This window comes from Kineosporia succinea, assembly GCF_030811555.1.
In the GTDB taxonomy this organism is placed as follows: Bacteria; Actinomycetota; Actinomycetes; order Actinomycetales; family Kineosporiaceae; genus Kineosporia; species Kineosporia succinea.
This window is the reverse complement of sequence record NZ_JAUSQZ010000001.1, coordinates 697,534-722,346: the sequence shown is the minus strand read 5'-3', so window position 1 is coordinate 722,346 and position 24,813 is coordinate 697,534. Positions and strand designations below refer to the sequence as shown.

Annotated in this window: 19 protein-coding genes; 9 read left to right on the top strand and 10 right to left on the bottom strand. The window is 72.7% G+C overall.

Annotated features, from left to right (window positions below; genetic code table 11):
• Positions 1-6: 6 nt before the first annotated feature.
• A complete protein-coding gene (gene dhaL / locus J2S57_RS03155; protein WP_307238073.1) occupies positions 7-663 on the bottom strand; it encodes a dihydroxyacetone kinase subunit DhaL in 657 nt (218 codons plus the stop codon).
• Positions 663-1,673, bottom strand: coding sequence for a dihydroxyacetone kinase subunit DhaK (dhaK, locus tag J2S57_RS03150; protein ID WP_307238071.1), 1,011 nt, complete (start codon positions 1,671-1,673; stop codon positions 663-665). The genes dhaL and dhaK overlap by 1 nt, the downstream gene beginning before the upstream one ends.
• Before the next feature lie 225 nt (positions 1,674-1,898).
• Between dhaK and J2S57_RS03145 the strand changes: the two genes are divergently transcribed.
• Positions 1,899-3,095, top strand: a complete 1,197-nt coding sequence (locus tag J2S57_RS03145; protein WP_307238069.1) for an MFS transporter — start codon at positions 1,899-1,901, stop codon at positions 3,093-3,095.
• A gap of 2 nt (positions 3,096-3,097) precedes the next feature.
• On the opposite strand, the gene J2S57_RS03140 is transcribed toward J2S57_RS03145, so the two are convergent.
• Positions 3,098-4,081, bottom strand: coding sequence for an NADP-dependent oxidoreductase (locus J2S57_RS03140; protein WP_307238067.1), 984 nt, complete (start codon positions 4,079-4,081; stop codon positions 3,098-3,100).
• A 50-nt stretch (positions 4,082-4,131) separates the two neighbouring features.
• Between J2S57_RS03140 and J2S57_RS03135 the strand changes: the two genes are divergently transcribed.
• Positions 4,132-4,752: a TetR/AcrR family transcriptional regulator gene (locus tag J2S57_RS03135; RefSeq protein WP_307238065.1), complete on the top strand. Its 621-nt coding sequence runs from the start codon at positions 4,132-4,134 to the stop codon at positions 4,750-4,752.
• Here the strand turns inward: J2S57_RS03135 and J2S57_RS03130 are convergent.
• From J2S57_RS03130 to J2S57_RS03115, 4 genes are all read right to left on the bottom strand, one after another.
• Complete coding sequence (locus J2S57_RS03130) at positions 4,745-5,332, bottom strand: hypothetical protein (RefSeq protein WP_307238063.1); 588 nt, start codon at positions 5,330-5,332, stop codon at positions 4,745-4,747. The genes J2S57_RS03135 and J2S57_RS03130 overlap by 8 nt on opposite strands.
• 192 nt (positions 5,333-5,524) lie before the next feature.
• Complete coding sequence (locus J2S57_RS03125) at positions 5,525-6,001, bottom strand: LbetaH domain-containing protein (protein WP_370882558.1); 477 nt, start codon at positions 5,999-6,001, stop codon at positions 5,525-5,527.
• 182 nt (positions 6,002-6,183) lie between these two features.
• Positions 6,184-7,539 carry a glycosyltransferase gene (locus J2S57_RS03120; RefSeq protein WP_307238059.1) on the bottom strand — a complete coding sequence of 452 codons (1,356 nt, stop codon included), beginning with the start codon at positions 7,537-7,539 and terminating at the stop codon, positions 6,184-6,186.
• 1 nt (position 7,540) lies between these two features.
• On the bottom strand, positions 7,541-9,127 hold the full coding sequence (locus J2S57_RS03115) for a sugar transferase (protein ID WP_307238056.1): 1,587 nt from the start codon (positions 9,125-9,127) through the stop codon (positions 7,541-7,543).
• A gap of 635 nt (positions 9,128-9,762) precedes the next feature.
• Between J2S57_RS03115 and J2S57_RS03110 the strand changes: the two genes are divergently transcribed.
• Together J2S57_RS03110 and J2S57_RS03105 are read left to right on the top strand one after the other, a co-directional pair.
• Complete coding sequence (locus J2S57_RS03110; RefSeq protein WP_307238054.1) at positions 9,763-11,232, top strand: AbeC-like domain-containing protein; 1,470 nt, start codon at positions 9,763-9,765, stop codon at positions 11,230-11,232.
• Positions 11,233-11,404: 172 nt separating this feature from the next.
• Positions 11,405-13,231, top strand: coding sequence for a glycoside hydrolase family 15 protein (locus J2S57_RS03105; RefSeq protein WP_307238052.1), 1,827 nt, complete (start codon positions 11,405-11,407; stop codon positions 13,229-13,231).
• Here the strand turns inward: J2S57_RS03105 and J2S57_RS03100 are convergent.
• Positions 13,228-14,478: an MFS transporter gene (locus J2S57_RS03100; protein WP_307238049.1), complete on the bottom strand. Its 1,251-nt coding sequence runs from the start codon at positions 14,476-14,478 to the stop codon at positions 13,228-13,230. The genes J2S57_RS03105 and J2S57_RS03100 overlap by 4 nt on opposite strands.
• Positions 14,479-14,529: 51 nt before the next feature.
• On the opposite strand from J2S57_RS03100, the gene J2S57_RS03095 reads away from it, so the two are divergent.
• A complete protein-coding gene (locus J2S57_RS03095; protein ID WP_307238047.1) occupies positions 14,530-15,651 on the top strand; it encodes an ROK family transcriptional regulator in 1,122 nt (373 codons plus the stop codon).
• Positions 15,652-15,698: 47 nt separating this feature from the next.
• Here the strand turns inward: J2S57_RS03095 and J2S57_RS03090 are convergent, their stop codons facing one another.
• On the bottom strand, positions 15,699-16,085 hold the full coding sequence (locus J2S57_RS03090) for a VOC family protein (RefSeq protein ID WP_307238045.1): 387 nt from the start codon (positions 16,083-16,085) through the stop codon (positions 15,699-15,701).
• A 25-nt stretch (positions 16,086-16,110) separates the two neighbouring features.
• On the opposite strand from J2S57_RS03090, the gene J2S57_RS03085 reads away from it, so the two are divergent.
• Positions 16,111-17,085, top strand: a complete 975-nt coding sequence (locus tag J2S57_RS03085; RefSeq protein ID WP_307238043.1) for a threo-3-hydroxy-L-aspartate ammonia-lyase — start codon at positions 16,111-16,113, stop codon at positions 17,083-17,085.
• Here J2S57_RS03085 and J2S57_RS03080 read toward each other — a convergent pair.
• Positions 17,067-19,298 carry a putative bifunctional diguanylate cyclase/phosphodiesterase gene (locus J2S57_RS03080; RefSeq protein ID WP_307238041.1) on the bottom strand — a complete coding sequence of 744 codons (2,232 nt, stop codon included), beginning with the start codon at positions 19,296-19,298 and terminating at the stop codon, positions 17,067-17,069. The two genes, J2S57_RS03085 and J2S57_RS03080, sit on opposite strands and share 19 nt — an antisense overlap.
• 409 nt (positions 19,299-19,707) lie before the next feature.
• Here J2S57_RS03080 and J2S57_RS03075 point away from each other — a divergent pair, with 409 nt between their 5' ends.
• From J2S57_RS03075 to J2S57_RS03065, 3 genes are all read left to right on the top strand, one after another.
• A complete protein-coding gene (locus tag J2S57_RS03075; RefSeq protein WP_307238039.1) occupies positions 19,708-19,980 on the top strand; it encodes a hypothetical protein in 273 nt (90 codons plus the stop codon).
• Positions 19,977-23,351, top strand: coding sequence for a hypothetical protein (locus tag J2S57_RS03070; RefSeq protein WP_307238037.1), 3,375 nt, complete (start codon positions 19,977-19,979; stop codon positions 23,349-23,351). The genes J2S57_RS03075 and J2S57_RS03070 overlap by 4 nt, the downstream gene beginning before the upstream one ends.
• A 510-nt stretch (positions 23,352-23,861) precedes the next feature.
• Complete coding sequence (locus tag J2S57_RS03065) at positions 23,862-24,719, top strand: hypothetical protein (RefSeq protein WP_307238035.1); 858 nt, start codon at positions 23,862-23,864, stop codon at positions 24,717-24,719.
• Positions 24,720-24,813 lie beyond the last annotated feature (94 nt).

The following is a 24,813-nucleotide window of genomic DNA, read 5'->3' as shown; positions in this document are numbered from 1 at the left end:
GTCGGGTTACTTGCCGTCCTCGCCGTCGATCATCGTGGTGGCGGCGGCCCGGAACAGCAGGGCCGTGCTGGTCGCGCCCGGATCCTGGTGTCCCACACTGCGTTCGCCCAGGTAGCTGGCGCGGCCCTTGCGGGCGAGCAGCCCGGTCGTGGCGTCGCGCCCGGCCTCGGCGGCGTCGGCCGCGGCCCGGATCGCGTCGCCGAACGGCTTGCCCTCCCCGAGCGCGGCCTCGAACGCGTCGACGGCCGGGATCAGCGCGTCGAGCATCGTCTTGTCGCCGGCGGAGGCCTTGCCCCGGGCCACGACCCCCTCCAGCCCGGCCCGGAAGGCGGCGGCCAGCGAGTCCGGGCCGAGAGCGTCGCACTCACCCGCCGCGGTGGCCATGCGCAGGAAGAACGTGCCGTACAGCGGGCCGCTCGCGCCGCCCACGGTGCTGACCAGGGCCATGCCGGACTGCTTGAGCATCGGGCCGATGCTGGGCGGGGTCGAGTCGTCGGCCAGCACGCTGACCACGGCCTTCATGCCCCGTGCGAGGTTCGAGCCGTGATCGGCGTCGCCGATGGCCGAGTCCAGCTCGGTCAGCTCGGCCGCGTGCTCCTCGACGTCACCGGCGAACCGGATCAGCCAGGACCTCAGGGTGGTGACATCGACGATCTCGCTCATCAGGCTCCCCAGCGCAGTCCCGGTGTGTTGACCGGGGCATCCCACAGACGGACCAGATCATCGTCCACCCTGAGCAGGGTGACCGAGCAACCGGCCATGTCGAGACTGGTGATGTAGGGCCCGACCAGCGAGCGCACCACGTTCACGCCGGCCTTCGCGAGCAGGGCCGAGACCTCGCCGTACATCAGGTAGAGCTCGAGCAGCGGGGTGGCGCCCATGCCGTTGACGAAGGCGATGACGTCTTTCGTGTCTCCCACGGCGGTGCGGAGGTCCTCGAGGATCGGCTCGAGAAGCATCGCCGCGACCTCCTTCGCCGGGGCCAGCGGCACCCGGCGGCGGCCCGGCTCGCCGTGGATGCCGACGCCGATCTCCATCTCGTGCTCGGGCAGGTCGAACGTGGGTCGGCCGGCGGCGGGCACGGTGCAGCTGGTGAGGGCCATGCCCATGCTGCGGCCGTTCTCGTTGACCCTGCGCACGACGTCGGCGACCTCGTGCAGCGGGCGCCCCTGCTCGGCGGCGGCCCCGGCGATCTTCTCGGCCAGCACGGTGACGCCGACGCCGCGACGACCGGCGGTGTAGAGCGAGTCCTGCACGGCGACGTCGTCGTCGGTGATCACCGAGACCACCTCGACACCGGTCTCGGCGGCGGCGATCTCGGCGGCCATCTCGAAGTTCATGACGTCGCCGGTGTAGTTCTTGACGATGTGCACGACCCCGGCGCCGGTGTCGGCCCGCCGGGTCGCCTCGACCACCTGGTCGGGCACGGGCGAGGTGAAGACCTCGCCGGCGATCGCGGCGTCGAGCATGCCCGGGCCGACGAAACCGCCGTGCAGGGGCTCGTGGCCGGAACCGCCACCGGAGATCAGGGCGACCTTGCCGGGCGCGGCCGGTGTGGCCCGGTAGACGATGCGGTTGGCCGTGTCGACGCGCAGGTGCTGCGGGTGAGCCGCCGCCATGCCCCTGAGGGCTTCGACGACGACGTCTTCGGGGGCGTTGATCAGCTTCTTCACTGAAGGCTCCTGCGGTCGTGATCACCGGTGGCGCCGACACTACGCCGTCCGTCCGCGCACGACCAGGGACCGCACAGCGGTGATCCGGCCGTGACCCGTCGAGGGAGGATGAAGCGGCCATATGCGTTCACGCACGGTCATTTCAGTTGCGGGCGCGGGATAAGGTCGGAGAGCGAGTTCATCGACCAGGCCATTGACTCCGCCGTGCCGAAGGGCCACACCGCCGTGACGAGCACCGATGTCGACACCTCCCTCGACGACACCCGGGCCGGGATCCGGGCCACCTACGCCGCCTTCATCGCGACCGGGTTCATCTTCGCCAGCTGGGCGTCGCGCATTCCCCAGTTCAAGGAGAAGCTCGGGCTCGGGGCCGGCCAGCTCGGCCTGGTGCTGCTGGCGATCGCGGTCGGGTCGCTGATCGCGCTGCCGATGGCCGGGGCGATCGTGACCCGCTTCGGATCCCGGCGCACGGTGGCCACTCTCGCGGTCATGGACGGTGCGTCGGTGGCCCTGATCGCCCTCGGCTACGAGGCCGGGGTGCCGCTGGTGGTGATCGGCCTGGTGCTGTTCGGGTTCGCCCAGGGGGGCTGGGACGTGGCGATGAACGTGCAGGGCGCGGTGGTGGAACGCCGTCTGGGCCGGGCGATCATGCCGCGGTTCCACGCCGGGTTCAGCATCGGCACGGTGGCCGCGGCGCTGCTGTCGGCCCTGATGGTGTGGCTCGGGGTGCCCGCGCCGGTGCACCTGCTGCTGGTGGCCGTGGCGGTGTCGGCCTACGTGCCGCTCGCCGTGCGCCGGTTCGTGCCCGACACCGAGCCGGAGCCGGAGCGTGAACCGGGTGCGCCGGCGGTGGCCCCTCAGTCGCCGCTGACGGCCTGGGTCGAGCCCCGCACCCTGCTGATCGGGCTGTTCGTGCTGACGTTCGCGTTCGCCGAGGGCACCGCGAACGACTGGGCGAGTGTGGCTCTCATCGACGGGCACGGGACGTCCGACGCCGTCGGCACCCTCGGGTTCGCGGTGGTTCTGGCCGCGATGACCGCCGGGCGCTGGTTCGGCCCGCACCTGCTCGACCGTCACGGCCGGTCCGGGCTGATGCAGGTCATGGCCGTCACCGCGACGCTGGGCATCCTGGTCTTCGTGTTCGCGCCGAGCGTGCCGCCGGCCTTCGTGGGCGCGGTGCTCTGGGGGTTCGGCACGGCGCTGGGCTTCCCGGTGGGCATGAGCGCGGCGGCCGACGAGCCCGCCCGGGCGGCGGCCCGGGTGAGCGTCGTCGCGTCGGTGGGCTACGTCGCCTTCCTCGGTGGGCCGCCGCTGGTCGGGCTGCTGGGCGAGGTGTTCTCGGTGCTCACCGCCGTGCTGTCGGTCGCCGTGGCGATGGCCGTGGCCGTGCTGGTGTCCCCGGCCACGAAACCACCGGCCTGAGCTCACGGCACCAGCACGATCTTTCCCCGGGCGTGCCCGGTCTCGCTCAGGTCGTGGGCGCGGGCGGCCTCGTCCAGCGGGAAGACCCCGGCCACGAGGCGTTTCAGGCGTCCCTGCTGGGCCAGGTCGTGGGCGGTCGTCAGGCCGTGCGCGGCCTGCGGGTCGGCGCCCGGCCCGGCCGAACGCGACAGCTTCACGCCCAGCTCCGCCGAACCCTCGAGGTCGGCGATCGTGACGACCCGCTCCGGGCCGCCCGCGATCTCGACCAGATCGCGCAGCGAGCCCTTCCCGGCGGTGTCGAGCACCGCGTCCACCAGCCCGCCACGAGGACCGGAGCCCGAGCCGGCGGAACCCCGCGCGCCGACCACGTCGTCCACCGTTCGCCGCACCCGCTCGCCCAGACCCGCCCCGTAGGCCACCGGAAGCGCCCCGAGCTCCCGCAGGAAGTCGTGGTTGCCCGGGCTGGCCGTCCCGATCACCGTCACCCCCCGGGCCACCGCGAACTGCGTGGCCACCGAGCCGACGCCACCGGCCGCCCCCTCGATCAGCAGCGTCTCCCCGGCCGTGACCCCGAGCTGGTCGAGCACCCGCTGCGCCGTCTCCGCGTTGCCGGCCAGCCCACCGCTCTCCTCCCAGCTCAGCGCGGAGGGGCGGGCAGCCCACAGGGCCAGCACGGCGTACTGCGCGTTCGCCCCGCCGTGCGAGGCCAGATCGACCAGGCCGAACACCTCGTCACCCACCCGGGTGCCGGTGACGCCGTCGCCGACCTCGTCCACCACGCCCGCCGCGTCCACACCCAGGGTGTGCGGGAGGGACAGGGGCATCCAATCGCGGAACCGGCCCGAGCGGAAATACGTGTCCGCGGGCGTCAGACCGGACGCCCGCACCGCGATCCGGACCTGCCCGGGACCGGCGTGCGGCTCGGGCACGTCCGCGACGTGCAGCACGCTGGAGGGCCCGTACTCACTGAACTGAAGTGCTCTCATGACCAGCGACCGTAAGCGGACGCCGGCGTCCACATGGTTAAAGTGAGAGCGTGACGGAGCATTTGACTCACCTGCGGGCCGACGCCCGCGACAACCGCGACCGCATCGTCGAGATGGCCCGCGAGGTCTTCGCCGCCGAGGGGCTCGACGTGCCGATGCGCGAGATCGCCCGCCGCGCCCAGGTCGGCCCGGCCACGCTCTACCGCCGGTTCCCGACCAAGGAGGCGCTCGTCACCGAGGCGTTCGGTCACCAGATGCACCGGTGCGGGCAGATTGTCGACGAGGCGCTCACCGATCCCGACCCGTGGCGCGGATTCTGCACGGCGATGGAGCAGGTGTTCGAACTGCACGCCCGCGACCGGGGTTTCACCGCCGCGTTCATGGCGGCCTACCCGAAGGCGCTGGACTTCACCGCCGGCCGCGCGCAGACCCTGGTCAAGGTGGCCGAACTGGCCCGGCGGGCGAAGGAGAGCGGCGGCCTGCGGCCCGATTTCGTGATCGAGGACCTGATCGTGATGATCATGGCCAACAGCGGCATCCGGGCCTCGACGCCGGCCGCGGCGGTGGCGGCCTCCCGCCGGTTCGCGGCGCTGGCCCGGCAGGCGTTCGCCGCGTCGTCCGAACGGGTGAATCTGCCTCCGGTCGGGCGGGTTTCGCTCGTCGTCACCTAGAGCGGCTGGTGTGGGCGAGCGTGCCCCCGCCGGTGAGGACCAGGCCGAGGAAGAACGAGGCCCAGCTGAGCCACAGCCCGATGCCCGGATCGCCGCCCGGCCGCAGCGTCACGTGCAGCGCGAACGAGACCAGACCGCCCAGCGTGAGCAGCACCCCGGTCATGATCGCCACGCGCAGCAGGCCTTTCGTCTCACGCAGCGCGGTGAGCACGGTGGATCCGTCGGCCGGGCCGGGGATGTACTGCAGGCGGCCGCCCACCGCGACCCCGTGCCGGTCGGCCCGCACCGAGCCGATGTCCAGCCCGGGCTGCAGGAGTACCGCCCCGCCGTGCCCCTCGATGTCGTCGAGCGCCCGCTGCACCGACTGTTTCAGCCGGGTGTCGAGCAGGGCCAGGGCCACCTCGTGCTCGGCGTCGGCCACGCTCTGCGGCCCACCACCGGGCAGGCGCCGCAGCGCCGGGGCCCGCTGCACCAGGCTGTCGTAGAGCTGGGTGAGCAGCTGCGTGAGCTTCAGGTCGGGCAGCGCGCGGGCCCGGCCCGCCGCCAGCGCGGCCAGATAGCCGACGACGATCGTTTCCATCTCAGTCCCCCGCTGCTGTGTGGGGCCCTGTTTCCCCAGTCCGGGCCTACGGCGGCGACTGGTGGAACGGGACCTGGTGGCGGCGAGCATGGCACAGCTCTTCCGGGCCCACGGGGCTTTTCGGGAAAGGTCATCCGAGGGGACGCGGGGTCCCGGGGGCGTTCCGGGGAAGCCCACTTGTGCACCGGTTGTTCAGCGCCGCGAACGGCTGCGCACCCCGTGCGCCGGCACGACCTCACCCGGTTCCACGTCCGCACCCCGCAGAACCGTCGCCCGCGCGGCCACCCAGGCGCCCCGTCCGAGCGTGATCGGGGCGTTGTCGAACTCGAAGGCCGGGTCGTCGTGACGGTGACTTCCCGTGCACAGCAAGGCTTCCTGGCTCACACAGACGTCGTCGGCGATGCTGATCGGCTCGAGGTTGAGCAGCCAGGCGCCCTCACCGATCCAGCAGTCGTCGCCGATGTTCAGCTTCCACGGCCAGAGCACACGCACCCGGTGCCGGATCAGCACGCGCTCGCCGACGACGGCCCCGAACGCGCGCAGGATCGGCGGGCGGAACCGGGCCGGCAGCCACCATTTCGACCAGACGAGGTTCATCGTGGCGAACCAGGCAGCCTGCCAGAGCCTCGAGCGGCCCTTGTCGTAGCCGGCGCCGGTGAAGGCGGCCAGATCCCGGTCGAAGTCACGGTCGGGGGCCCTGTCGAGATCCCGGCCGGAGTCGCGGTCGGGGTCACGGCCGGAATCGTGGACGCGCGGGGAGAGCAGGGCGTCGAGCGCGGGCGACGGGTGCGGGGCCGGGGCGGGCACGGCGATGACCGGCCGGGTGCGCGGGACACCGGGAGTGGGGTCGGTCACGGGGTCAGGCACTCCTCGATCAGCGCGTCGAGCCGGGCCGCGGCGGCGTCCCGGCCCAGGTTCGCCTCGGCGTAGACCCGGCCCAGCACACCCATCTCGTTGCAGTGCGCGGGTTTGCGGCGCAGGGCCAGCACGCTCTCGGCCAGGGCCTTCGGGTCGCCCGGGGCCACCAGGTGGGCGGCGCCGTCGGTGCGGCGCAGCTCCTGCGCGGTGGCGCCGTCGGGGGCGACCGCGGCGATCACGGCCCGGCCCGCCGTCAGGTACGAGGTGAGCTTGCTGGGCAGCGACATGTCGCCGACCCCGGGCCGCTCGTTGACCACCAGCAGGTCGGCGGCGGCCAGCGACTGCGGGTACTTCACCCCGTCGAGGGGGTCCACGAACTCCAGGTTGGCCAGGCCGCGGGCCTGGTCCTGCACGGCCGACCGCTGGCTGCCGTCACCGATGATCACGAAGCGCACCCCGGCGTCGTGCTCGGCGCAGATCCGCGCGGCCTCGACCAGGTTGCCGAGATCCTGCTTCAGGCCGATGTTTCCGGTGTGCACCACGGTGAACACGCCCTGCGGCCAGCCCAGGGCCTGCCGGGCCTCCGGGCCGGACAGGCCCGAGGCGTGGATGTGCGTCCAGTTCGGCAGCAGGCGGATGCGCTCGTCGGGCACCCCGTAGGCGTGCAGCTGGTCGCGGAACGCGTCGCTCACCACGGCGACCCGGTCGGCCCGGCGCACCGCGTAGCGCTCGAGCGCCGCGGTGGCCGCCGCCACCCGGCCGCTCCCGCCCGAGATCCCGCTCTGTGTGGCTGCCTTCGCCATCAGGTCCTGCACCACGACGACCAGCTGGGCCCCGGCGCGCCGGGCGATGCGGGCGCCCGCCACCGCCCCGCCGAGCGAGGGGGTCACGGCGACCACCACGTCCGGACGCTGCTCGACCTTGGCGCTGAGGCAGTTCATCATGAAGGTGAACTCGTAACCGGCCCGGCGCACGGCGCTCTGGCGCGAGGGAACGTAGTGGCGCAGGCGGCGGATCAGCAGGCCGTCGTTCGGCCCGAGCCCGGCCACCCCGTCGAACTCGTCGCCGGTCTGCCGGCCGATCTCGCGGGTGCGCAGGCGGAACCGGTACTGCGGGTCGAGCTGCCAGTTCGGGTAGTGCGGCATGCCGGTGAGCACGGTGACGCTGCGGGCCCGGGTGGTCAGGTGGTCGGCCATGCCGGTGGTGTAGGGCGCGATGCCGGTGGGTTCGGGCGCGTAGTTGATCCCCACCACCAGAACGTGTTTCGAGGCCAGCGAGGGGGTCTGGCGGGGGGCCGGGACCTTGGTCGCGCGGGGCAGGATCACCGGAAGTTCAGAGGTCGAATCCATGTCAGTAGGCTCCCGAGCCCTGGGTGACGGCGCGGACGGTGCGCCAGAGAATGGACAGGTCGAGCGCCAGCGACCAGTTGTCGACGTAGCGCAGGTCGAGCCGCAGCGACTCCTCCCAGGTCAGGTCGGAGCGACCGGAGACCTGCCAGAGACCGGTCATGCCCGGCCGTACCCGCAGCCGGCGCACCTCGGTGGGGGAGTAGCCCGCCACCTCGCTGGGGAGCGGGGGACGCGGGCCGACCAGGGACATGTTGCCGCGCAACACGTTCAGCAGCTGCGGCAGCTCGTCGAGCGAGTAGCGGCGCAGCACCCGCCCGATCCGGGTGACCCGGGGGTCGTGGCGCATCTTGAACAGCACGCCGTTGCCCTCGTCGGCGGTGGCCAGGGCGGCCAGCCGGGCCTCGGCGTCGATCACCATCGAGCGGAACTTGTACACGGTGAACTCGCGGCCGTCGGTGCCGACGCGGGTCTGCCGGAACAGCGCCGGGCCGCGGCTGGTCAGCCGCACGGCCAGGGCCAGGGCCAGCATCAGCGGGCCGAGCAGGGTGAGCAGCACCAGGGTGGCGCTGTAGTCGAAGGCCACCTTGAGCGCGCGCCGGGTGCCCTTGAGCACCGGCCGTTCCAGGTGCAGCAGCGACATCCCGGCCAGTGGGCGGATCGAGAGCCGGGGCCCGGCCACCTCGACGATGCCGGGGGAGACCAGCAGCTCGACCCCGCGGTCCTCGAGGGCCCAGGACAGGCGGCGCAGCGCGTGCCCGGACAGGTCGGGCTGCGAGACCACCGCGACCGCGTCGGCCCCGGCCCGGCTCACCGCGTCGAGCACCTCGGCGGGTGTGCCCAGCACCGGCACGTCGTGCACGTGGGAGGGGGTGACCTCGGCGGCGGGCAGGCAGACCCCGACCGGCACGATGGCGTGGTGCAGCGAGTTCTCGGTGTGGCGCAGCTGCTCGATCAGCGCGATCGCGGCGTCGCTGCGGCCGACCACGACCGTGCGGTGCAGGCCGCGCCCGGTGGAGCGGGCGCGGTGCAGGGCGGCGCGCAGCAGGCAGCGCACGGTCATGCTGCCGAGCACCGCGAACGGCACCGACATCAGGGCCAGGGTGCGGGGGAAGTTGCCGTTCAGGCTGTAGGCCACGGCGGCGACGCTGGCGAACAGGATCAGCCCGGCCCGCGCGATGCGCACGAACTCGTCGGGCCCGGAGCCCACGTAGCGGCGCTCGTAGGTGCGGTAGAGCCAGTTGATCACGACCCAGGTGGCCGGCAGCAGCACCGGCAGCGCGAGGTAGGTGTCGGGAATCGTGTGGAACCGCACCCGTACGGCGAGAGCCGCGGCCAGGGCGCCGACCACCACATCGCCCGTCAGCGCGTACCGGCTGTAACGGGAGAGCAGGGTGCGCGGGCGCTCCAGGCGGCGGGTGATGGCCTGCCCGGTGCGCCACGACGGCACCAGCAACTCGTCGAAAGTGGCCTCGAGCACCGTGGGAACGACCGGCGCCAGAGGTTCCCGGGCATGCGGGACGGACGTGGCCGGCCCTCTCCGGGCGACGAGTTCTTCGACGGTCAGGCCTGCTCCTGAAGCCTCGGACACGGACATCGGTATTCGGCCCCCCACGGCACGGAAAACGGTCCGACCCGGTGCTGACCCCCATTGGCCGACGTCGGAACCCGATGCTCAGGCTAGGACGAATGATCTTGCGGTGTGCGAACTTTCCGTGAATGGCGACGTTCGGAACCGTTCGGGCGGGCCGTGAGGCTCACCTGGGGGATAACCGGGGTCACCGATCGGCCGATGCGTACCCGGGGGGTTTCACTGCCCCCGATCCGCACTGGGCAAAGCGGTGCCGAGGCGGGGGCGGGGGTGATGTCCCGGCGGGTGTCATCAGCTGTTCCGGCGGAGGGAACCCGGATTCCGGAGGCTGCCCGGCGCCTGGGTGAACGGCGTCGGGGCGGGCCGGAAAGAACCGGGCGGACCGCCGTCGCCTTCCCTGGCCGGCTGATTGGTGCGTACTGATCAATCACTGAGTGCAATCAGAAAGGTACACCAAGTGCCGGGCCGCTGCGGCGTGGAGGTATTGACTGGTCGCAATGAGTGATTGATGGTGATTTGCACCGACCGGTCCGGGCGGGGGGAGATGGGCTCCCGCAGGCGGACGCGCGGACCGGCGGCGACCGGGCTTGGCGGGCCTGGCCGTGGACGCACTGGGGAGTGCAGGTGAGCGACCGATGACTGTGAACATGGCGACGGGTGCCGCTTCGGCAGGCAGGCACCTGGCTCCGCCCGACGACATCCACCAGGAGCAGGCGGCACCCGACGACCTGGTGACGAGACTGCTGTGTGCCGCCTGCTACCTGCACGACGACATCGCCGACGCGGCGCAGACGCACCTGCTGACCCCCTCGCGGCGGGCGCTGACCCCGAACTGGGAGGTCGACGTGGTGGCCCTGGCCCGGCACGCGGCCCGGGCCCAGGGGCTGCGCACGAGCCGTGACCGGTGGCTGAACACCGAGCTCTTCTACGTGGCGGGGATCGCCGTGCTCGGCCTGATCCTCACCCTGAGCGGCGTCTTCAACCTCTTCCAGTTCGTGCTCTTCGTGTTGTTCCTGCTCTTCTGCGCCTACTGGGCCGCGGCCGGCATCGTCTGGTTCGGGCTGCGCTCGGCCCGCCGGGCGGCGATCTCGGTGGCCCGCGACCCCGGGGAAGACCCGCCGCCGCCCCTGCGCCGGCGGTCCACCGAGGAGGCGCTGTACGACCTGAACCACTGCAACGCCGTGCTCTACCGTTCCGACGCAGCGCCTTTCGTGGGCTCCGGGGTCAAGCTCGACACCTGGCAGATGACGCTCGACATCAGTAGGCGTAGCGAGGCGGGTGGGCCCGGGATCACCGGGGCCGACCTGCAGATCGCGTTGCTGGAGCTGCTGCCGGGGCGGATCAGCCCGCGTCCGTCGGGGCACCACCGGCTCTACGTGCGGGGTGGCCAGGGCGCGCTGTCGGTCGACCTGTACCGGCAGGGTCCGCTGGAGCCGCGTCTGGACATGGACGAGGTACTGAACTGGCGCCGCCCCAGCACCGTCGTGCACGCGGCCACGCTCTGGCCGTACTTCGACCGGCGCGACGAGAGTGCGCGCACCTACACCTGTTTCCAGCAGTCGGCGCTGGGCGGGCAGGTGGTGGTCTCGCTGTTCGTGCGGGCCTGGGTGGCGAACCAGACGCTCTTCGTGGAGGGGCAGGTGTACGCGCTGCGGCCGCTGCACCCGCAGCTGTACGAGGTGAACGACCTCGACACCTCCTCCGGTGCCGAGCTGCGCGAGCTGGGGCCGATCGCCCTGCACGACGCCACCGCGCTGCTGCTGAACGCGCCGTCGGAGGTGCTGAAGAAGGCCCGGGCGGCCCGGCTGCGGGCGGCGAACGCGTCCGAGGCCGACGCCGAGATCGAGCACCGGCGCGACGTCGACTTCGGGGCGGTGAAGAGCCTGCGCGAGCAGGTCACGAACTTCGACCTGGGCGAGCACTTCGCGGCCGCCGACGAGGAGGTCTACTACCAGGCCTTCGTGCGGCGCACGATGGAGTGCATCGGCATCTTCCTGCAGACACGGGGTGTTGATCAGGCCGAGTTCGCCGGGCAGAGCGCCGACATCATCAGCCACACCAACGAGAACGCCCGCGGCATCTACGGCGCGGCCTCCGGCGCCTAGGGCGTCAACGGCGGACGCGGCGGTCGCCCGGGTCGGGGACGGAACCGAAGGTGGGGTTCCCGGCGATGGGCGACCGCCGCGTCCATCATTTTTGTGAACCAATCACCGCGAAACCGGCGGCCGGACCACGCACCGAATCGCCGGAACCCCCGGCTCACCCGACAGTTGGGGCGTGACCACCCCGTCCGCTTCACCCTCGACACCCAGCCTCGGCCGCCGCACCGACCCCACCGACTACCGCGACCTGCGCGACTACGCCGCCCTGGGCGACGGGCGCACGGTCGCCCTGGTGAGCCGCGGCGGCTCGGTGGACTGGTTCCCGGTGCCCGACCTGGACTCGGCGCCGCCGTTCGCGGCCCTGCTCGACGCCGAGGACGGCGGCCGGCTCGAACTGGCGCCCACCGTCGACTGGACCGTGGAACGCCGGTACGTGCGAGGTACCAACGTGGTCGAGACGACCTACACCACCGCCCGCGGGCGCGTACGGGTCACCGACTCGCTGAACAGCGGCGTCGCCGGGCGCCTGCCCTGGGCCGAACTGGCGCGCCGCGTCGAGGGTCTCGAGGGCAGCGTGCCGATGGCCTGGCGGGTGCGGGCGGGCAGTGGGCTGGGCGGGTACTCGCCCTGGGTGGAGGACACGGCGCACGGGCCGGTGCTGCGCATGGACGAGGTCATGATGGCGGTGCGGCTGCGCGACGCGGGTTCCGCCGAGGTCGAGGAGCAGCAGATCGCTGGACGTTTCGAGACCTCGGGCGGATCGCGGCACCTGGTCGCGGTGGTCGGGACCCACTCCGAACCGCTGAACCTGGCCCACGTCGACGACATCGACGCCCGGATCGACCGCTCGATCGCCGGCTGGCAGGAGTGGACCGGGCAGGTCGGCTACGACGGCCCCTACGCCGACGAGGTGCTGCGCAGCGCCCTGGTGCTGAAACTGCTGCTGCACAGCCCGACCGGGGCGATCGCGGCCGCGGCCACCACCTCGCTGCCGGAGAACCCGGCGGGCGGCAAGAACTGGGACTACCGCTACACCTGGGTGCGCGACACCGCGTACACGCTCGACGCCCTGATCCGCCTCGGGCTGCGCGAGGAGGTGCACGCCGCGGTCGCCTGGCTGCTGGCCACGATCCGGCGCAACGGGCTGCAGGTGTTCTACCGGCTCAACGGTGACCTGCCCGGTTCCCGGACCTACGCGGACGTGCCCGGCTGGAAGGGCAGCCAGCCGGTGGTGACGGGCAACCGTGCCGCCGGGCAGCAGCAACTGGGGATGTTCGGTGACCTGTTCTCGGTGGTGCGCAGCTACGTCGAGGCCGGGCACGTGCTCGACCTCGGGACCTCGCGGCTGCTGGCGGGTCTGGCCGACCACTGCTGCGACACCTGGCAGCAGCGCGACGCCGGGATCTGGGAGCTGGAGGACGACCAGCACTACACGTCGTCGAAAATGGGCTGCTGGCAGGCTCTCGACTGTGCGGTGGTGCTGGCGTCGGAGTTCGGGCAGCTGCCCGGCCCGGTGGAGCGCTGGCGGGCCGAGCGCGACCGGATCGGGGCCTGGATCGAGGAGTTCTGCTGGTCGTCGTCGCGGCAGGCGTACACCTGGTTCGCGGGCTCCGACGAGCTGGACGCGTCGGTGCTGCAGGGGGCGCTGTGCGGGTTCGACACCGGGCCGCGGATGTCGTCGACGATCGACGCGTTGCGCTCCGAGCTGGGCGAGGGGCCGCTGCTCTACCGGTACAGCGGGATGCGCGTCGAGGAGGGCGCTTTCGTGACCTGCTCGTTCTGGATGGTGTCGGCCCTGGTCGCGGTGGGCCGGGGCGACGAGGCCCGCGAGCTCCTCGAGCAGATGAACGCCCTGACCAACGACGTGGGGATCTTCGCCGAGATGATCGACCCGGCCACCGGGGACTTCCTGGGCAACCTGCCCCAGGGGCTGAGTCACCTGTCGCACATCGACGCGGTGCTGGCGGTGGCCGGGCTCGACCGGAGCGAAGACAGGTCCTAGTGCGTGGCGTCGACGTGCGGCACCGGGTGACGGGGGAACGTCTCCTTGGCCCGGAAGGCAAGTAGCAGCGCCAGGGCCGTCATCACCGCGCCGAACACCGGCAGCAGCACCAGGAAGCCGTGGCCGTAGAGGCGCTCGCCGATCAAGGCGCCCCCGCCGATGCCGATCTGGAACGCGACGACCTGCACCGAGGCGGCCGCGTCCTGAGTGCGTGGGGCCCGCCGGATCACGGCCGCCTGCAGGGACATCGACATCGGCGACGAGGACAGGCCCCAGAAGACGACCGCGATCACCGTGACCACCGCACCCGGCGTGCCGACGAGCACGGCCATCGACACGGACATGGTGCCGAAGATCGCCATCATCACCAGGTCGGGGCGGCGGTCGATGAAGCGCCCGGCCAGCACGTTGCCGACGACGCCGGCCACCCCGAACGCCAGCAGCAGCACGGCCAGGGCCCGGCCGTCGAGCCCGGCGTCGCGCCGCACCAGCGGGGCGACGTAGGTGTAGGCGGCGAACTGGCCGATCACCGCGGTGAGGGTGATGAGACACCCCGGCAACGTGGCCCGCGAGCGGATCTGGCGCCCCGCGGCGGCGAGCTGACCGACCGTGGTCTTGGCGGCGTCCCTCGGCAGCACCGGCAGTTTCGGCACGATCAGCAGGATGCAGAGCAGGCTGAGCGCACCCACCACGCCGACCGTGACCACGGCCACCCGCCAGCTGGAGGCCTGGCCGATCACCGTGCCGATCGGGGCGCCGAGCACCATGGCCACCGCCGACCCGGTGAAGACGATCGAGGTGGCCTTGCCGGTCTGCCCGGGCGGGGCCAGCCGCGCGGCGATCGGGGCCACGATCGCCCAGAACACGCCGTGCGCGGCGGCCGAGAAGATCCGGGTGATCGACAGAACGGTGAGCGACGGGGCCAGCGCGGCCACCAGCTGGGCCACCACGAACACGGCGAGCGTGCCGGCCAGCAGCCGGTTGCGGGTGAAGCGCATGGTCAGGGCCGTCATCGGGATGGTGGTGACGGCGGCGACCGCGGCGTAGGAGGTGAGCAGCAGGCCGACCTGGGCCTCGGTGACGTTCAGGTCGGCGCTGATCTGCGGGAGCAGGCCGACGGGGAGCATCTCGGCGGTGACGTAGATGAACGAGCACGTCGCGAGGACGAACAGCGCGGCATAGTTGGGGCGGTCCGGCGCTGTGGTGGCGGGGGGCGAGGCTACGCAGGTGCGGGTGGGGCTGGACACGTGCTTCATATTAAACTCTGGATTCGAGTAAAAACAGGGAGTTGACCGGTCGTGATCGGGACCAGGGCGTCCGAATTGCTCCGGGTGGTGCACGAAAATCCCGACGTGACAAGGGCGGACGCGGCCCGCAGGGTCGGGATCGGCACCGGGGCGGCCACCGAGCTGGTGGCCCGGCTCACGGCCGCCGAGCTGATCAGCGAGCGTCCGGCCGAGCCGACCGGGCGGGGCCGGCCCACCACCGTGCTGCAGCCGCACCCGCGCGGGCCGCTGGTGCTGGCGGTGGCGTTCGCGCACGAGACCTGGCGTGCCGAGGTGGTGCAGCTCGGGGGTGAGGTGGTCGCCTGCGACGCCGGCGATCTGGACCGGGCCTACGGCGACGGCGAGCGGGTGGTGCTCGAGGTCCGCGACCGGCTGACGAAGCTGCGGCGCCGGTTCCGCGGGCGGATCCGCGGGATGGGGGTCTCGGTGCCCGGCCTGGTGGCGATGGACCGGCTGGTCGAGGCGAGCACGCTGAACTGGCCCGGTCTCGACCTGGGGGTGCTCTGGCCCAAGGCGCCGGTGACGGCGGTGGGCAACGACGCCACGTTCGCGGCCTCGGCCGAGTCGCGCCGGGGGGCGGCGGTGGGGGCGTCGGTGGCGTTGCACGTGCGGGTGGACGCGGGACTGGGCGGCGCGCTCGTGGAGAGTGGGCGGGTGCTCACCGGGGCGGTCGGGCTGGGCGGGGAGTTCGGGCACGTGCCGTTCGCGGGGGACGACGTGGAGTGCCCCTGCGGGGCGCGGGGGTGCTGGGGTGCGTCGCTCGACGGGTCGGCCCTGGCCCGGTTGCTCGGCCGGCCGGTGCCCGCCGATCCGGTGGCCTACGCGCGGCGGGTGCTGGCGTCGGACGGGGCCGAGGAACGGCGGGCGGTCGAGGTGGTGGCGGCGCGGCTCGGGCGGGGGATCGCCGGGCTGGTCAACGCGGTCGACCCGGACCTGGTGACGGTCGGTGGGCTGGGTGTGGACTACCTGGCCTCCGCGTCGCGGGCGCTGGACGACGCGTACCTGGCCGGGCTCATGGCCTTCCGGCGGGCCGACCCGCCGCCGGTGCTGGCGGCGGAGCTGCGCGAGGGCGGGCCGGTGGCCGGGGCGGCGGAGGAGGCCTGGACCCGGTTGTGGCCCCTGCTGCCGACGTGAACGTGGCGGTCGGCGCTCCGGTGACCGCCACGTCCCCCGCCGGGCTGTCAGTGGAGGAACAGGCAGAACGGGTGGCCGGACGGGTCGATCATGACCCGCACATCGTCTTGCGGCTGGAACGCGTGCCGCTCGGCACCACACTCCCGGGCCCACTGTTCACCGGTGTCGAGATCCTCGACCTGGATGTCGAGGTGGATCTGCATCTGCTGGTCTCCGGCGGCGGGATTCGGCGCCGGCCAGACCGGGCGGACGTGGCCGTCTTCGAGCTGGAACGACAGGCCGGTGCCTCCCTGCGGTGACCGGAGCTTGCGCCAGTGCGGCAGCTCGTCCTGTTCCAGCTCCCAGCCGAGCAGACGCAGGTAGAACTCCGAGAGCGTTCTCACGTCGTCGGTGCCGAGCACGATGCCGCTGAGGGTCAGGGGTGGTCGGGACACGAGGAGCTCCTTCTAGGATGCGTGCATGTCTGTCACGTACTCCGACGTCGAGGCCGCTTCGAAGCGTATCGCTGGAGTGGTGCACCGCACGCCGGTCGTCACCAGCCGCCGCATCGACGAGCAGGCCGGGGCCGAGATCTTCTTCAAGTGCGAGAACCTGCAGCGGGCCGGGGCTTTCAAGATCCGCGGCGCGTTCAACACGCTGGCCCAGCTGACTCCGGAACAGAGGGACGCGGGGGTCGTCGCGTTCTCGTCCGGCAACCACGCCCAGGCCGTGGCGCTGGCCGCGCGCATTCTCGGGATCTCGGCCACGATCGTGATGCCGCACGACAGCCCGGCCTCGAAACTGGCGGCCACCAAGGAGTACGGCGCCGCGGTGGTGTCGTACGACCGTTACACCGAAGACCGTGCGGCGATCGCGGCCGAGCTCGCGCGCACCCGGGGGCTGACGCTCGTGCCGCCCTTCGACCACCCCTCGGTGATCGCGGGTCAGGGCACGGCGGCGAAGGAACTGCTCGAAGACGTGCCGGACCTGGACGCGGTGTTCGTGCCCCTCGGCGGTGGTGGCCTGCTGTCCGGAACAGCGCTCTCGGTGCGGCATCTCGCGCCCACCGCCCGGATCTACGGGGTCGAGCCGGAGGCCGGTGACGACGGGGCGCAGTCGTTCCGCAGCGGGTCGATCGTCACGATCCCCACCCCGCAGACGATCGCGGACGGGGCGGCCACCACCGCGCTGGGGCAGCACACCTTCGCGATCATCCGGGAGCTGGCGACCGACGTGCTCACCGCGTCGGACGCCGAACTGGGCTCCGCCGTGCGGCTTCTCGCGGTGAACACGAAGATGGTGGTGGAGCCCACCGGCACGCTCGGGCTGGCCGCGGCGTTGCGGCTGGCGCGGGGCGAGCTGGCCGGCCGCCGCATCGGGGTGATGCTGAGTGGCGGCAACGTGGACCTGGACCGGTTCGCGGAGCTGCTGACCTCTCAGGGACGGCTCACGTAGCGGGTGGCCTCGGTCGCGGGCAGCGGGACGCTGTAGAACGAGCCCTGTGCGTGGTCGGCGCCCAGTGAGGTGATGAGGGCGGCGTCGTCGGCGGTCTCGACACCCTCCACGGTGACCTGCAGGCCCAGGCGGTGGGCGAGGTCGATCGTGGAGGCGAGAACGTCGCGGCGGGCGTCGGTCTCGCGTTCCTGGTCGTCTTCGGCCGGGGTGGCGTCGCGGCCCAGGTAGTGCCGGAGGCGGGCCGGGCCGAAGCGGTGGTGCCAGGGCGGCTGCTCGCCCGGGGTGTCGGTGGGGCGGGGGCCCGGGGTCTCGCCGGCCTTCAGGAAGTCCGCGGCCAGCTTCAGGGTGGTCACGCCGAGCCCGGGCAGTTCGGGCAGTCGGGCCAGATGGGCCCGGCCGGTGCCGAAGTCGTCGACGGCCAGGCCGACCCCGATGTGGGCCAGGTCGCGCACCACCCGCCGCACCGCCGGGGACGTGAGATCGGCGTGCTCGGTGATCTCCAGCTGCAGGCGGTGCGGGGGCAGGCCGGTGCGCTCGAGCACGGTGACCACGTCGCGCACCGTGCCCGGCCCGGTGAGCTGCTGCGGGTCGAGGTTGACCGACACCACCGGCCCGTTCGTGAGCGTGCGGTGCCAGGAGAGTGCCTGTCGCGCGGCCCGTTCCAGCATGCTGCGGCCGAGCTCCTCGATCAGCCCGGCGCGCTGGGCGAGCGGGATGAACGCGTCCGGCTCGAGCAGGCCCCGCCGCTCGTGCTCCCAGCGGGCCAGGGCCTCCACGGCCTCGACCCGCCCCGTGCGCAGCCCGACGATCGGCTGGTAGTGGGCCAGCAGGCGTCCCGACTCGATCGCCGCCGGCAGCTCCGCCGCCAACGTGAGCCCGGCGACCTGCCGGGCGGCGCGATCCAGCTCGAACACCGCGATCGAGCCGGGACCGCGCTCGCGGGCCCAGGAACCGGCCAGCCCGGCGTCGCGCAGAACGGTCTCCGGTTCGGCCTGGGCGGTCTGACGCGACACCACGCCGACCGACGGGGTCAGCACCAGGGCGCGGTCGTCGAGGGTGATCGGGGCGCGCACCGCGTCCTGGGCGTCGGCGACGCGCTGGATGATGTTCTCGACCGTGCTCGGCGTGCCCTTCGCGCCGGGGGCGACGGCGGCGACGATGAACTCGTCGCGGCCCATCCGGCCGATCAGCTCGGCCGGGCCGCCGAAGCGGGCGGACAGGCGCTCGGACACCGTGCGCAGCAGCTGGTCGCCGACCGCGGTGCCGAAACCCCGGTCGAGCGGCTCGAACCCGCCCAGGGTGAGCAGGCAGACGCCGAGCACGCCCGGGGGAGAGGTGGCCAGCAGGTCGGTGAGGGCCGAGACGAAGCCTCGGCGGTTGAGCAGCCCGGTGACCGGGTCGCGCAGCTCGGCCTCGCGACGGCCGGCCTGGGCGCGTTCCAGGGCCAGGAGCGCGGAGCTGCGGATCGCGTCCTGCTGCTGCAGGGTGCGATCGCGCAGGGCACGGGCGAAGCCCTGGCCGACGGCGCCGATCAGCTCGGCGACGCGGGTCTGGACGTCCTCGGGGGTGCCGGCCGGATTCTCGCGGGTCTCGCTGGTCAGGAACCGGCGCACGAAGAGGCTGGTGGTGCGGCCGAGGGCGTCGGGGGAGCCGAAGCCCAGGACGACCAGGGCCTCACCCGCCTCGGCGCCCGCCGACGGGTCGAACGGGGTGCCGTGCAGGGCCTCGATCAGCCGGACCAGGCGGCGGTGCAGCTCGTCGACCACCACGGTGCGGTCGGTGGTGACGTAGCCGGTGCCGCTGAGCAGGCGGGCCCACTCCAGGGCGAAGACGACGGTGTCGACCTCGGCGCTGACCTCGGTGCCGAGGTCGGGGGTGAGCACGTGACGGTTGTCGCTCGGGCCAGAATCTTCGGGGTTCACGCCGCCGGGTCCCGTTCCGTGGTCGGGGGTGGTCTCGAATTCGGGGGTCTCGGGGGCTTTCAGGGCTTCGGGTGCTTCGGGTGCTTCGGAGGCTTGGGGGGCTTGGGGGGCTTGGGGGGCTTGGGGGTTTTCGGGGTTTTCGGGGGTGAGGACGGTGGTCGGGAGGCGACCGCCGAGGGTGACGGTGCGGGCGCCGTTGGCCCCGGCCCGGATGCGCACCAGGTGTCTGGGGGTGCTGCGGGACGAGATGCCGTGCGGTACCGCCTGGGCCCGGTCGGGGGTCGAGTCCACCGGAATCCTCCACAACTCGGTGCACGTGGCGCGTCGTCTGGACAGGGTCGCCGCCGGTTTGCAGCGTGACCGAGCCGCACGACAGCGGTTCCGGTCGTCCCCCGAGCCTAGTGGGTCGATTTGCGCATAAGTAGTTCAAGCGGGCATCCGCGCCGGGAAGGGCGCTGACCTGCGGCTACGGCGTGTCGCACGGTGAGAAGGCCTGAGATGTCAACGATGTCGGTGCATCGCGGGTGCCATAACTCGGTTCGGACACGCGGAAGCTTTAACTCAGAGTTGAGGTCCACTACAGTGAGCTACGCCAAATCGGATGGCGGAGTGGAGTCCGGACCGCGCCAGCAGGGATCGCGTCGTGCGCGCCGGAACCTGGGAGCCCGGAAGCTCAAGAACATGTGGGAGGGGCTTCGCCGTGTCGGAGAGCCTTTCGGAGGTCGATCTCTCGGGCGCCGCTGTGGGCGGCGCCGGAGTCCTCCTCGTCGTGCTGGGGTGCGTGGTGGTGCTGTTGGCCGTCCGCTACCGGCGCGAGAACGTCCAGCTGAGAGCGAGAAACACCGAGTTGTCGATGGAGAACGACCGCTGGCACGAAGATTTCGCGGCGGCGACCGGTGAGCTCACCGCGCTGCGCGACGGTCTGCACGCCGACTGCGCCTATCGCGGAGCACCCCGGGCGGAGGCGTCATGAGCGACTTCAGTGCGAGGGCGGCCGACGTGCGCCGGCTCGCCACCGAGATGTTCGACGGCGCGGCTGATTCCGCCGTGCGCACCCGTGACCATCTCGAGCTGCATCCGGAGCAGGGCCTGGCCGTGACCGGAGTTGCCGTGGCTGCGCTGCTGCTGGTCCTCGTGGTGCTGGTGGTGCGTGCGGTGCGCCGTAGCTCGCGCCGTCACCAGGCTGCGGTGCTGCGTGACGACCTGGTCGACGCGGTGCGCATGGGCGAGATCGACGTCAACGACTTCCGCGTCTTCGCGATGATCGACTTCTGCGACCGGGTGGCCCGCGTGGGCCGGCGCCCCAAGGCCGGGCGGCACGCGAGCAGCCGTCCGGTGCTCGACAGTGCGCTGGCCAGCAGTCTGATCAGTGCGGTGGGCCCGGGCAGTCTGCTGCCGCCGGGCGGCCCGTTCTGGCCCTACGCCGCGCCGGAGCCGGGCGAGGTCGAGGTGACGGACGTGTGGGTGCGGGCCGTCAGCTTCCAGCGCCAGATCATGGGTGAGCGCCGCAGCCGTCTCGACGACAGCGTCGAGGAGATGCCGACGCCCGGATCCGGTCCGAAGCCGCGCCGTCTGGTGTCGGTGCCGACCGGGGAGGTGCCCGCGGTCGGGGTGCCCACGGGTGCGGTACGTGGGGCGAAAGACGTTTCCACGGAAGAGCTGCTGCTGTCGGCCGAGTCCGTCGCCGACCTGGTGTCGATGCTCGAGGACGACGACGAGCTGGCCGCGGTGCGGGCCCTCGAGGCCGTGCCCGACCTGGCCGACGACGACTTCGAGGACGCGCTGGCCCCGCGCACCGGTTTCGTGTCCCGTCTCGACGAGACCCAGCCGGCGCCGGTGATCGACCTGCGTGACGCGTCGACGGTCGGGCGTCCGGCGGACGACGCGGCTTCGGCTGACGCCCGCGAGGGGATCCCGGCGGGTGACGAGGTCGCGGTGGTGGACGTGCGCGGCGCGACCGGGCCGATGCGCCTGGTTCCCGCGGGGTCCTCGGTGCGTGAGGCCGAGGTCGCGAGTGCGGCTTCGGAGGGCGTCGGGTCCGGTATTGAGGACGCGTCGGTCCCCGATGACGTCCCGGCCGGCGGTTCGGTGCGTGGTCCGGTGGATGGTTCGGTGCGTGGCCCGGTTGATTCCGGTGCCGCCCGGGAGGGCCTCGAGGGTCGTGCCCCGGGCGAGCGGGTGGCCGGGGCAGAGACCGGGACGACCGCGGTGGCCGGTGCGTCAGCTGCGGCCGCGACGGCCGGGGACGGTGCCGGGTCGGGAGTCGGAGCTGCGACGGTGGCCGCGGCCGACCTCGTGTCCGGAGCCGTGTCGGGCCCGGTGACCGTCGACGGGTCCTCTGTCGCCTCCTCCGTCGGCTCCTCTGTCGACCTCGAGGCGGCCGACCGGGAGGCAGCCGAGGCTCAGGACGGGGCGGGCGACGTCCTGTCCGACCCCTTGTCCGACCCGCTCGCCGCGCCGCTGCTGAGTGACTCCGACGAGGAGCCCTCGCCCGAGCTGGAGCCGGTGTTCTTCGCGGCGACACAGGCGAAGCGGGCGGCCGAGAAGGCTTCCCGGGAACGGTCGGTCGTGGAGGAGGCGGAGCGGGCGCAGGCCCGGGCCGCCGCCGAGCAGGCCGGTGTCGAGCGGGCCCGCGCCGAGTGGGCCGTGCAGGAGTGGGCCGCGGCCTCGCGGGTCGCGGCGGAGAAGGCGGCGGCCGAGCGGGTCGAGGCACAGCGTCTGGCGCGGCTGCGGGCGGAGCTCGAAGAGGCCGAGCGGGTGCGCGAGGAGCAGGAGCGGGCCGAGGCGATGCGTCTCGAGCGCGCCGAGGCCGAGCGTGCCGCCCGTCTCGCCGCCGAGCAGGCGGCGGCCGAGCGGGCCGAGGAAGAGCGTCTGGCGCGGCTGCGGGCCGAGATCGAGGAGGCCGAGAGGGCCCTGCGGGAGCGGGAACTGGCCGGGATCCAGCGCCTCGAGGTCGAGCTGGCCGAGCGTGAGCGCCTGGAGCTGGTGCGGACCGAGCAGGCCCGCGCCGACCGGGAACTGGGTGAGCAGGATCTGGCCGGCCAGGCCCGGCTGGAACTGGAGCAGGTGGCCCGGGCCCGGGTCGAGCAGCTGCGCTTCGAGCGGGAGCGGGCCGAGCGGCTGCGGGCCGAGGCCGACGAGCTGCGCACCCAGCGCGAGCTGGCGGCCGAGGAGTTCCGGGCGGCGGCGCAGTTCCGGGCGCAGGCGGCCGAGCGGGCCTCGGAGGCCCGGCGGGTGCTGCAGGCGCTGAGGAAGATGGACACGTCCGCGCTCGCGGCCCGGCCCATCGACCTCGACTCGGCCGACGTGGCCGCCGAGGTGGCCGGGGCGATGCGGTCGATCGACCTGCGTCCGCTCGAGATGCCGCACCACATCGACCTGACCCGCATCGAGCGGGAGGACCGCCAGGTCCAGCCCGCCGGGGTCCCGGTGGCCGCGCACGCCGGTCTCGGCGTCGATCTGTTCGCCGCCCGGGGCGGGGCCGAATCCTGGTGGGCCCGCACCGACCAGGGCGGCCACCATGGCACCGACCGCGTCACCGACCGCAGCAGTGGCCGTGGCGACGACCGTGGTGGCGACCGTGGTGGCGACCGGAACGGCAACCCGGGCAGTGACCGTGACCCGGGCCGTGACCGGAGCTGGAGCGCCCCGGTCCGGGACGATCGTCCGGTGCAGGCGCTGCGCTCGCTGATCCAGCCGCCCGGGCCGCGGACCGAGCCGGTCTCGGCCCGTCGTCCCGGCGGACACGCCGGCCTGACCAAGGACGCCATCTCCGGCCCGATCGACCTCCCGCTGCTGAGCGGCCGTTCCGCCGAGCCGAGCAACGAGAGGTTCGACGGACGGGACGACGAGCGCTTCGACGAGCCGACGGCGCACCTCGCCGAGGACCTCGCCGCCGAAGCCGACCTCGGCGCCCAGGTGGCCGGGGAGACCGAGGCGACCGACGCGTCCACCATCAGTGACGTGGACTCGCCCCCGACCAACCCGATCCCCCTGCCGGTGCTGCCGGTGCTGCCGGCTGCCGGGCCCGGCACGGACGAGCCGCAGCCTGAGTTCGAGGACGCCCGGCCCGCCCCGGAGATCCGGCCGCGCTGGATGACCCCGGGCGAGCGGGTCGGCGGCGAGGTGCAGACCCTCGGCGAGAAGCGCCCGTCCGCCGGTGAGGCACCGCGTACCGGGTTCTGGGGACGGCGCCCCACCCGCCGTCCGCGCGGCGGGTTCACCGCGGTGATCGGTCACGGCAAGCCGCCGGGCGCGCTGATGCCCTTCACCGGGCAGATCCCGGTGCAGGGTGGCGCCCCCGAGGCGGAGGCCCAGGCCGATCACGACGAGACGGTCCGCTGACCGGACCGCTCGAGGAGTCACCACCGTTCCCCGGTACCTGACAGGTGCCGGGGAACGGTGCTTTGTCCCGGAGCGACCATGCCCTCACCGAGCGCTCTCGATGCACCCCTGCACTACCCGGAATTAGCCTCTCGGGTTGTCCTGAATTGACCGGCCGCTCATTGGTTGCCAGGGGTATCCATAAGTCACTGCTGCCTCATGGGGCGGTATCCACCCGCACAGGGGTCGGGTGGATACTCGCCTTCGCGGGGGTCTCGTCGAGTGGCCGAGCGGATGCCGAGTCCTGCTCTGCTGCAGAGTCTTTGCCCCAGCAGGGGAGTGTCGATGCAATGTGGATGCAGTGCGAAGGTCTTAGCCGATCGCCGAGATCACATCGGCTCACCACTTTCTTTCCGTCGTCAATGGGCTGTTCGTGCCGTACCTTGCGGTGACCGGTGACAGATCCGGGCGAATGAGCGAAAGTGGGAGCCATGTGTGCAGGGCGCGGACTTCCCGGGAAGGACTGCGCGGATGGGGCAGACGGTCATGACCCAGCAGGTGCCGAGTGGCGCGATGAGCCAGCCGACGTTCGGTGAGGCCGGGCCGGCCGCCGTGCTCTTCTCCGTGACGGAGGGGCAGCAGCGCCGCGCCGTGCCGCCGGGTCACGAGGTCACGATCGGCCGTAGCCGCAACTGCGACCTGCGCATCGCCTACGAGCCGGAAGACGACCACGTCTCCCGGCATGCGGCCACGGTGCGGGTGCTGGCCGACTGCGTGCTGATCCGCAACGTCTCCTCGTCGAAGCTGCTTCAGTTGCGCCCGCCCACCGGGGCCACGCGCACGGTCGAGCCCGGCGCCGCCACCACCTCGCTGCCCTGGCGCCAGTTCGACGTGATCGTCACCGGCCGCTTCGGTCGCGACTACGTCGTGCACGTCGACGCGCGGGGCCTGCCGCCCTCACCGTCCGAGGTCGACGACGAGTCCGACGACTCGCCGACCGTGGTCGTGCCGCCGATCATCCTCACGCCCGCCCAGCGCCGCCTGCTCACCGCACTGTGCGAGCCGCTGCTGACCCGCTCCGGCACTGAGGCCAGCGCCGCGACCTATCGCCAGGTGGCCGAGCGGGTCGGGCGCCGCCCTGGTTATGTGCGCAACGTGTTCAAGCAGGTGCGCGAGAAGCTCGACAGCCACGGCGTGCCCGGACTGGTCTCCCGCGAGCGCCCCGACGCCGCCGAGGACTTCCGCCTGCCCCTGGCCATGTGGGCCATCCGCAGCGGCACGATCACGCACGCCGACCTGGCCCAGGCCCAGACCTGGTTCGCGGTGGCCGCGGCCAATCCGGACGGCGTCGACGGCCCCGACCACGAGGACGACCCCGAAGACCACTGAGGCCCGAGCCCCGACGCTTCGGGATCACCGGGAGAGATGCAGCACCCGGGATCCATCGAGCCGGTGCCGGGTTCAGGGCTGCCGGGTTCAGGGC

Excerpts from the sequence above, each read along its gene's own strand:
- J2S57_RS03130 (WP_307238063.1), bottom strand. The coding sequence starts at position 5,332 with ATGGAAACGATCGTCGTCGGCTATCTGGCCGCGCTGGCGGCGGGCCGG.
- J2S57_RS03110 (WP_307238054.1), top strand. The coding sequence starts at position 9,763 with ATGACTGTGAACATGGCGACGGGTGCCGCTTCGGCAGGCAGGCACCTG.
- J2S57_RS03140 (WP_307238067.1), bottom strand. The coding sequence starts at position 4,081 with ATGAGAGCACTTCAGTTCAGTGAGTACGGGCCCTCCAGCGTGCTGCAC.
- J2S57_RS03120 (WP_307238059.1), bottom strand. The coding sequence starts at position 7,539 with ATGGATTCGACCTCTGAACTTCCGGTGATCCTGCCCCGCGCGACCAAG.
- J2S57_RS03065 (WP_307238035.1), top strand. The coding sequence starts at position 23,862 with ATGGGGCAGACGGTCATGACCCAGCAGGTGCCGAGTGGCGCGATGAGC.
- dhaL (WP_307238073.1), bottom strand. The coding sequence starts at position 663 with ATGAGCGAGATCGTCGATGTCACCACCCTGAGGTCCTGGCTGATCCGG.
- J2S57_RS03070 (WP_307238037.1), top strand. The coding sequence starts at position 19,977 with ATGAGCGACTTCAGTGCGAGGGCGGCCGACGTGCGCCGGCTCGCCACC.
- J2S57_RS03085 (WP_307238043.1), top strand. The coding sequence starts at position 16,111 with ATGTCTGTCACGTACTCCGACGTCGAGGCCGCTTCGAAGCGTATCGCT.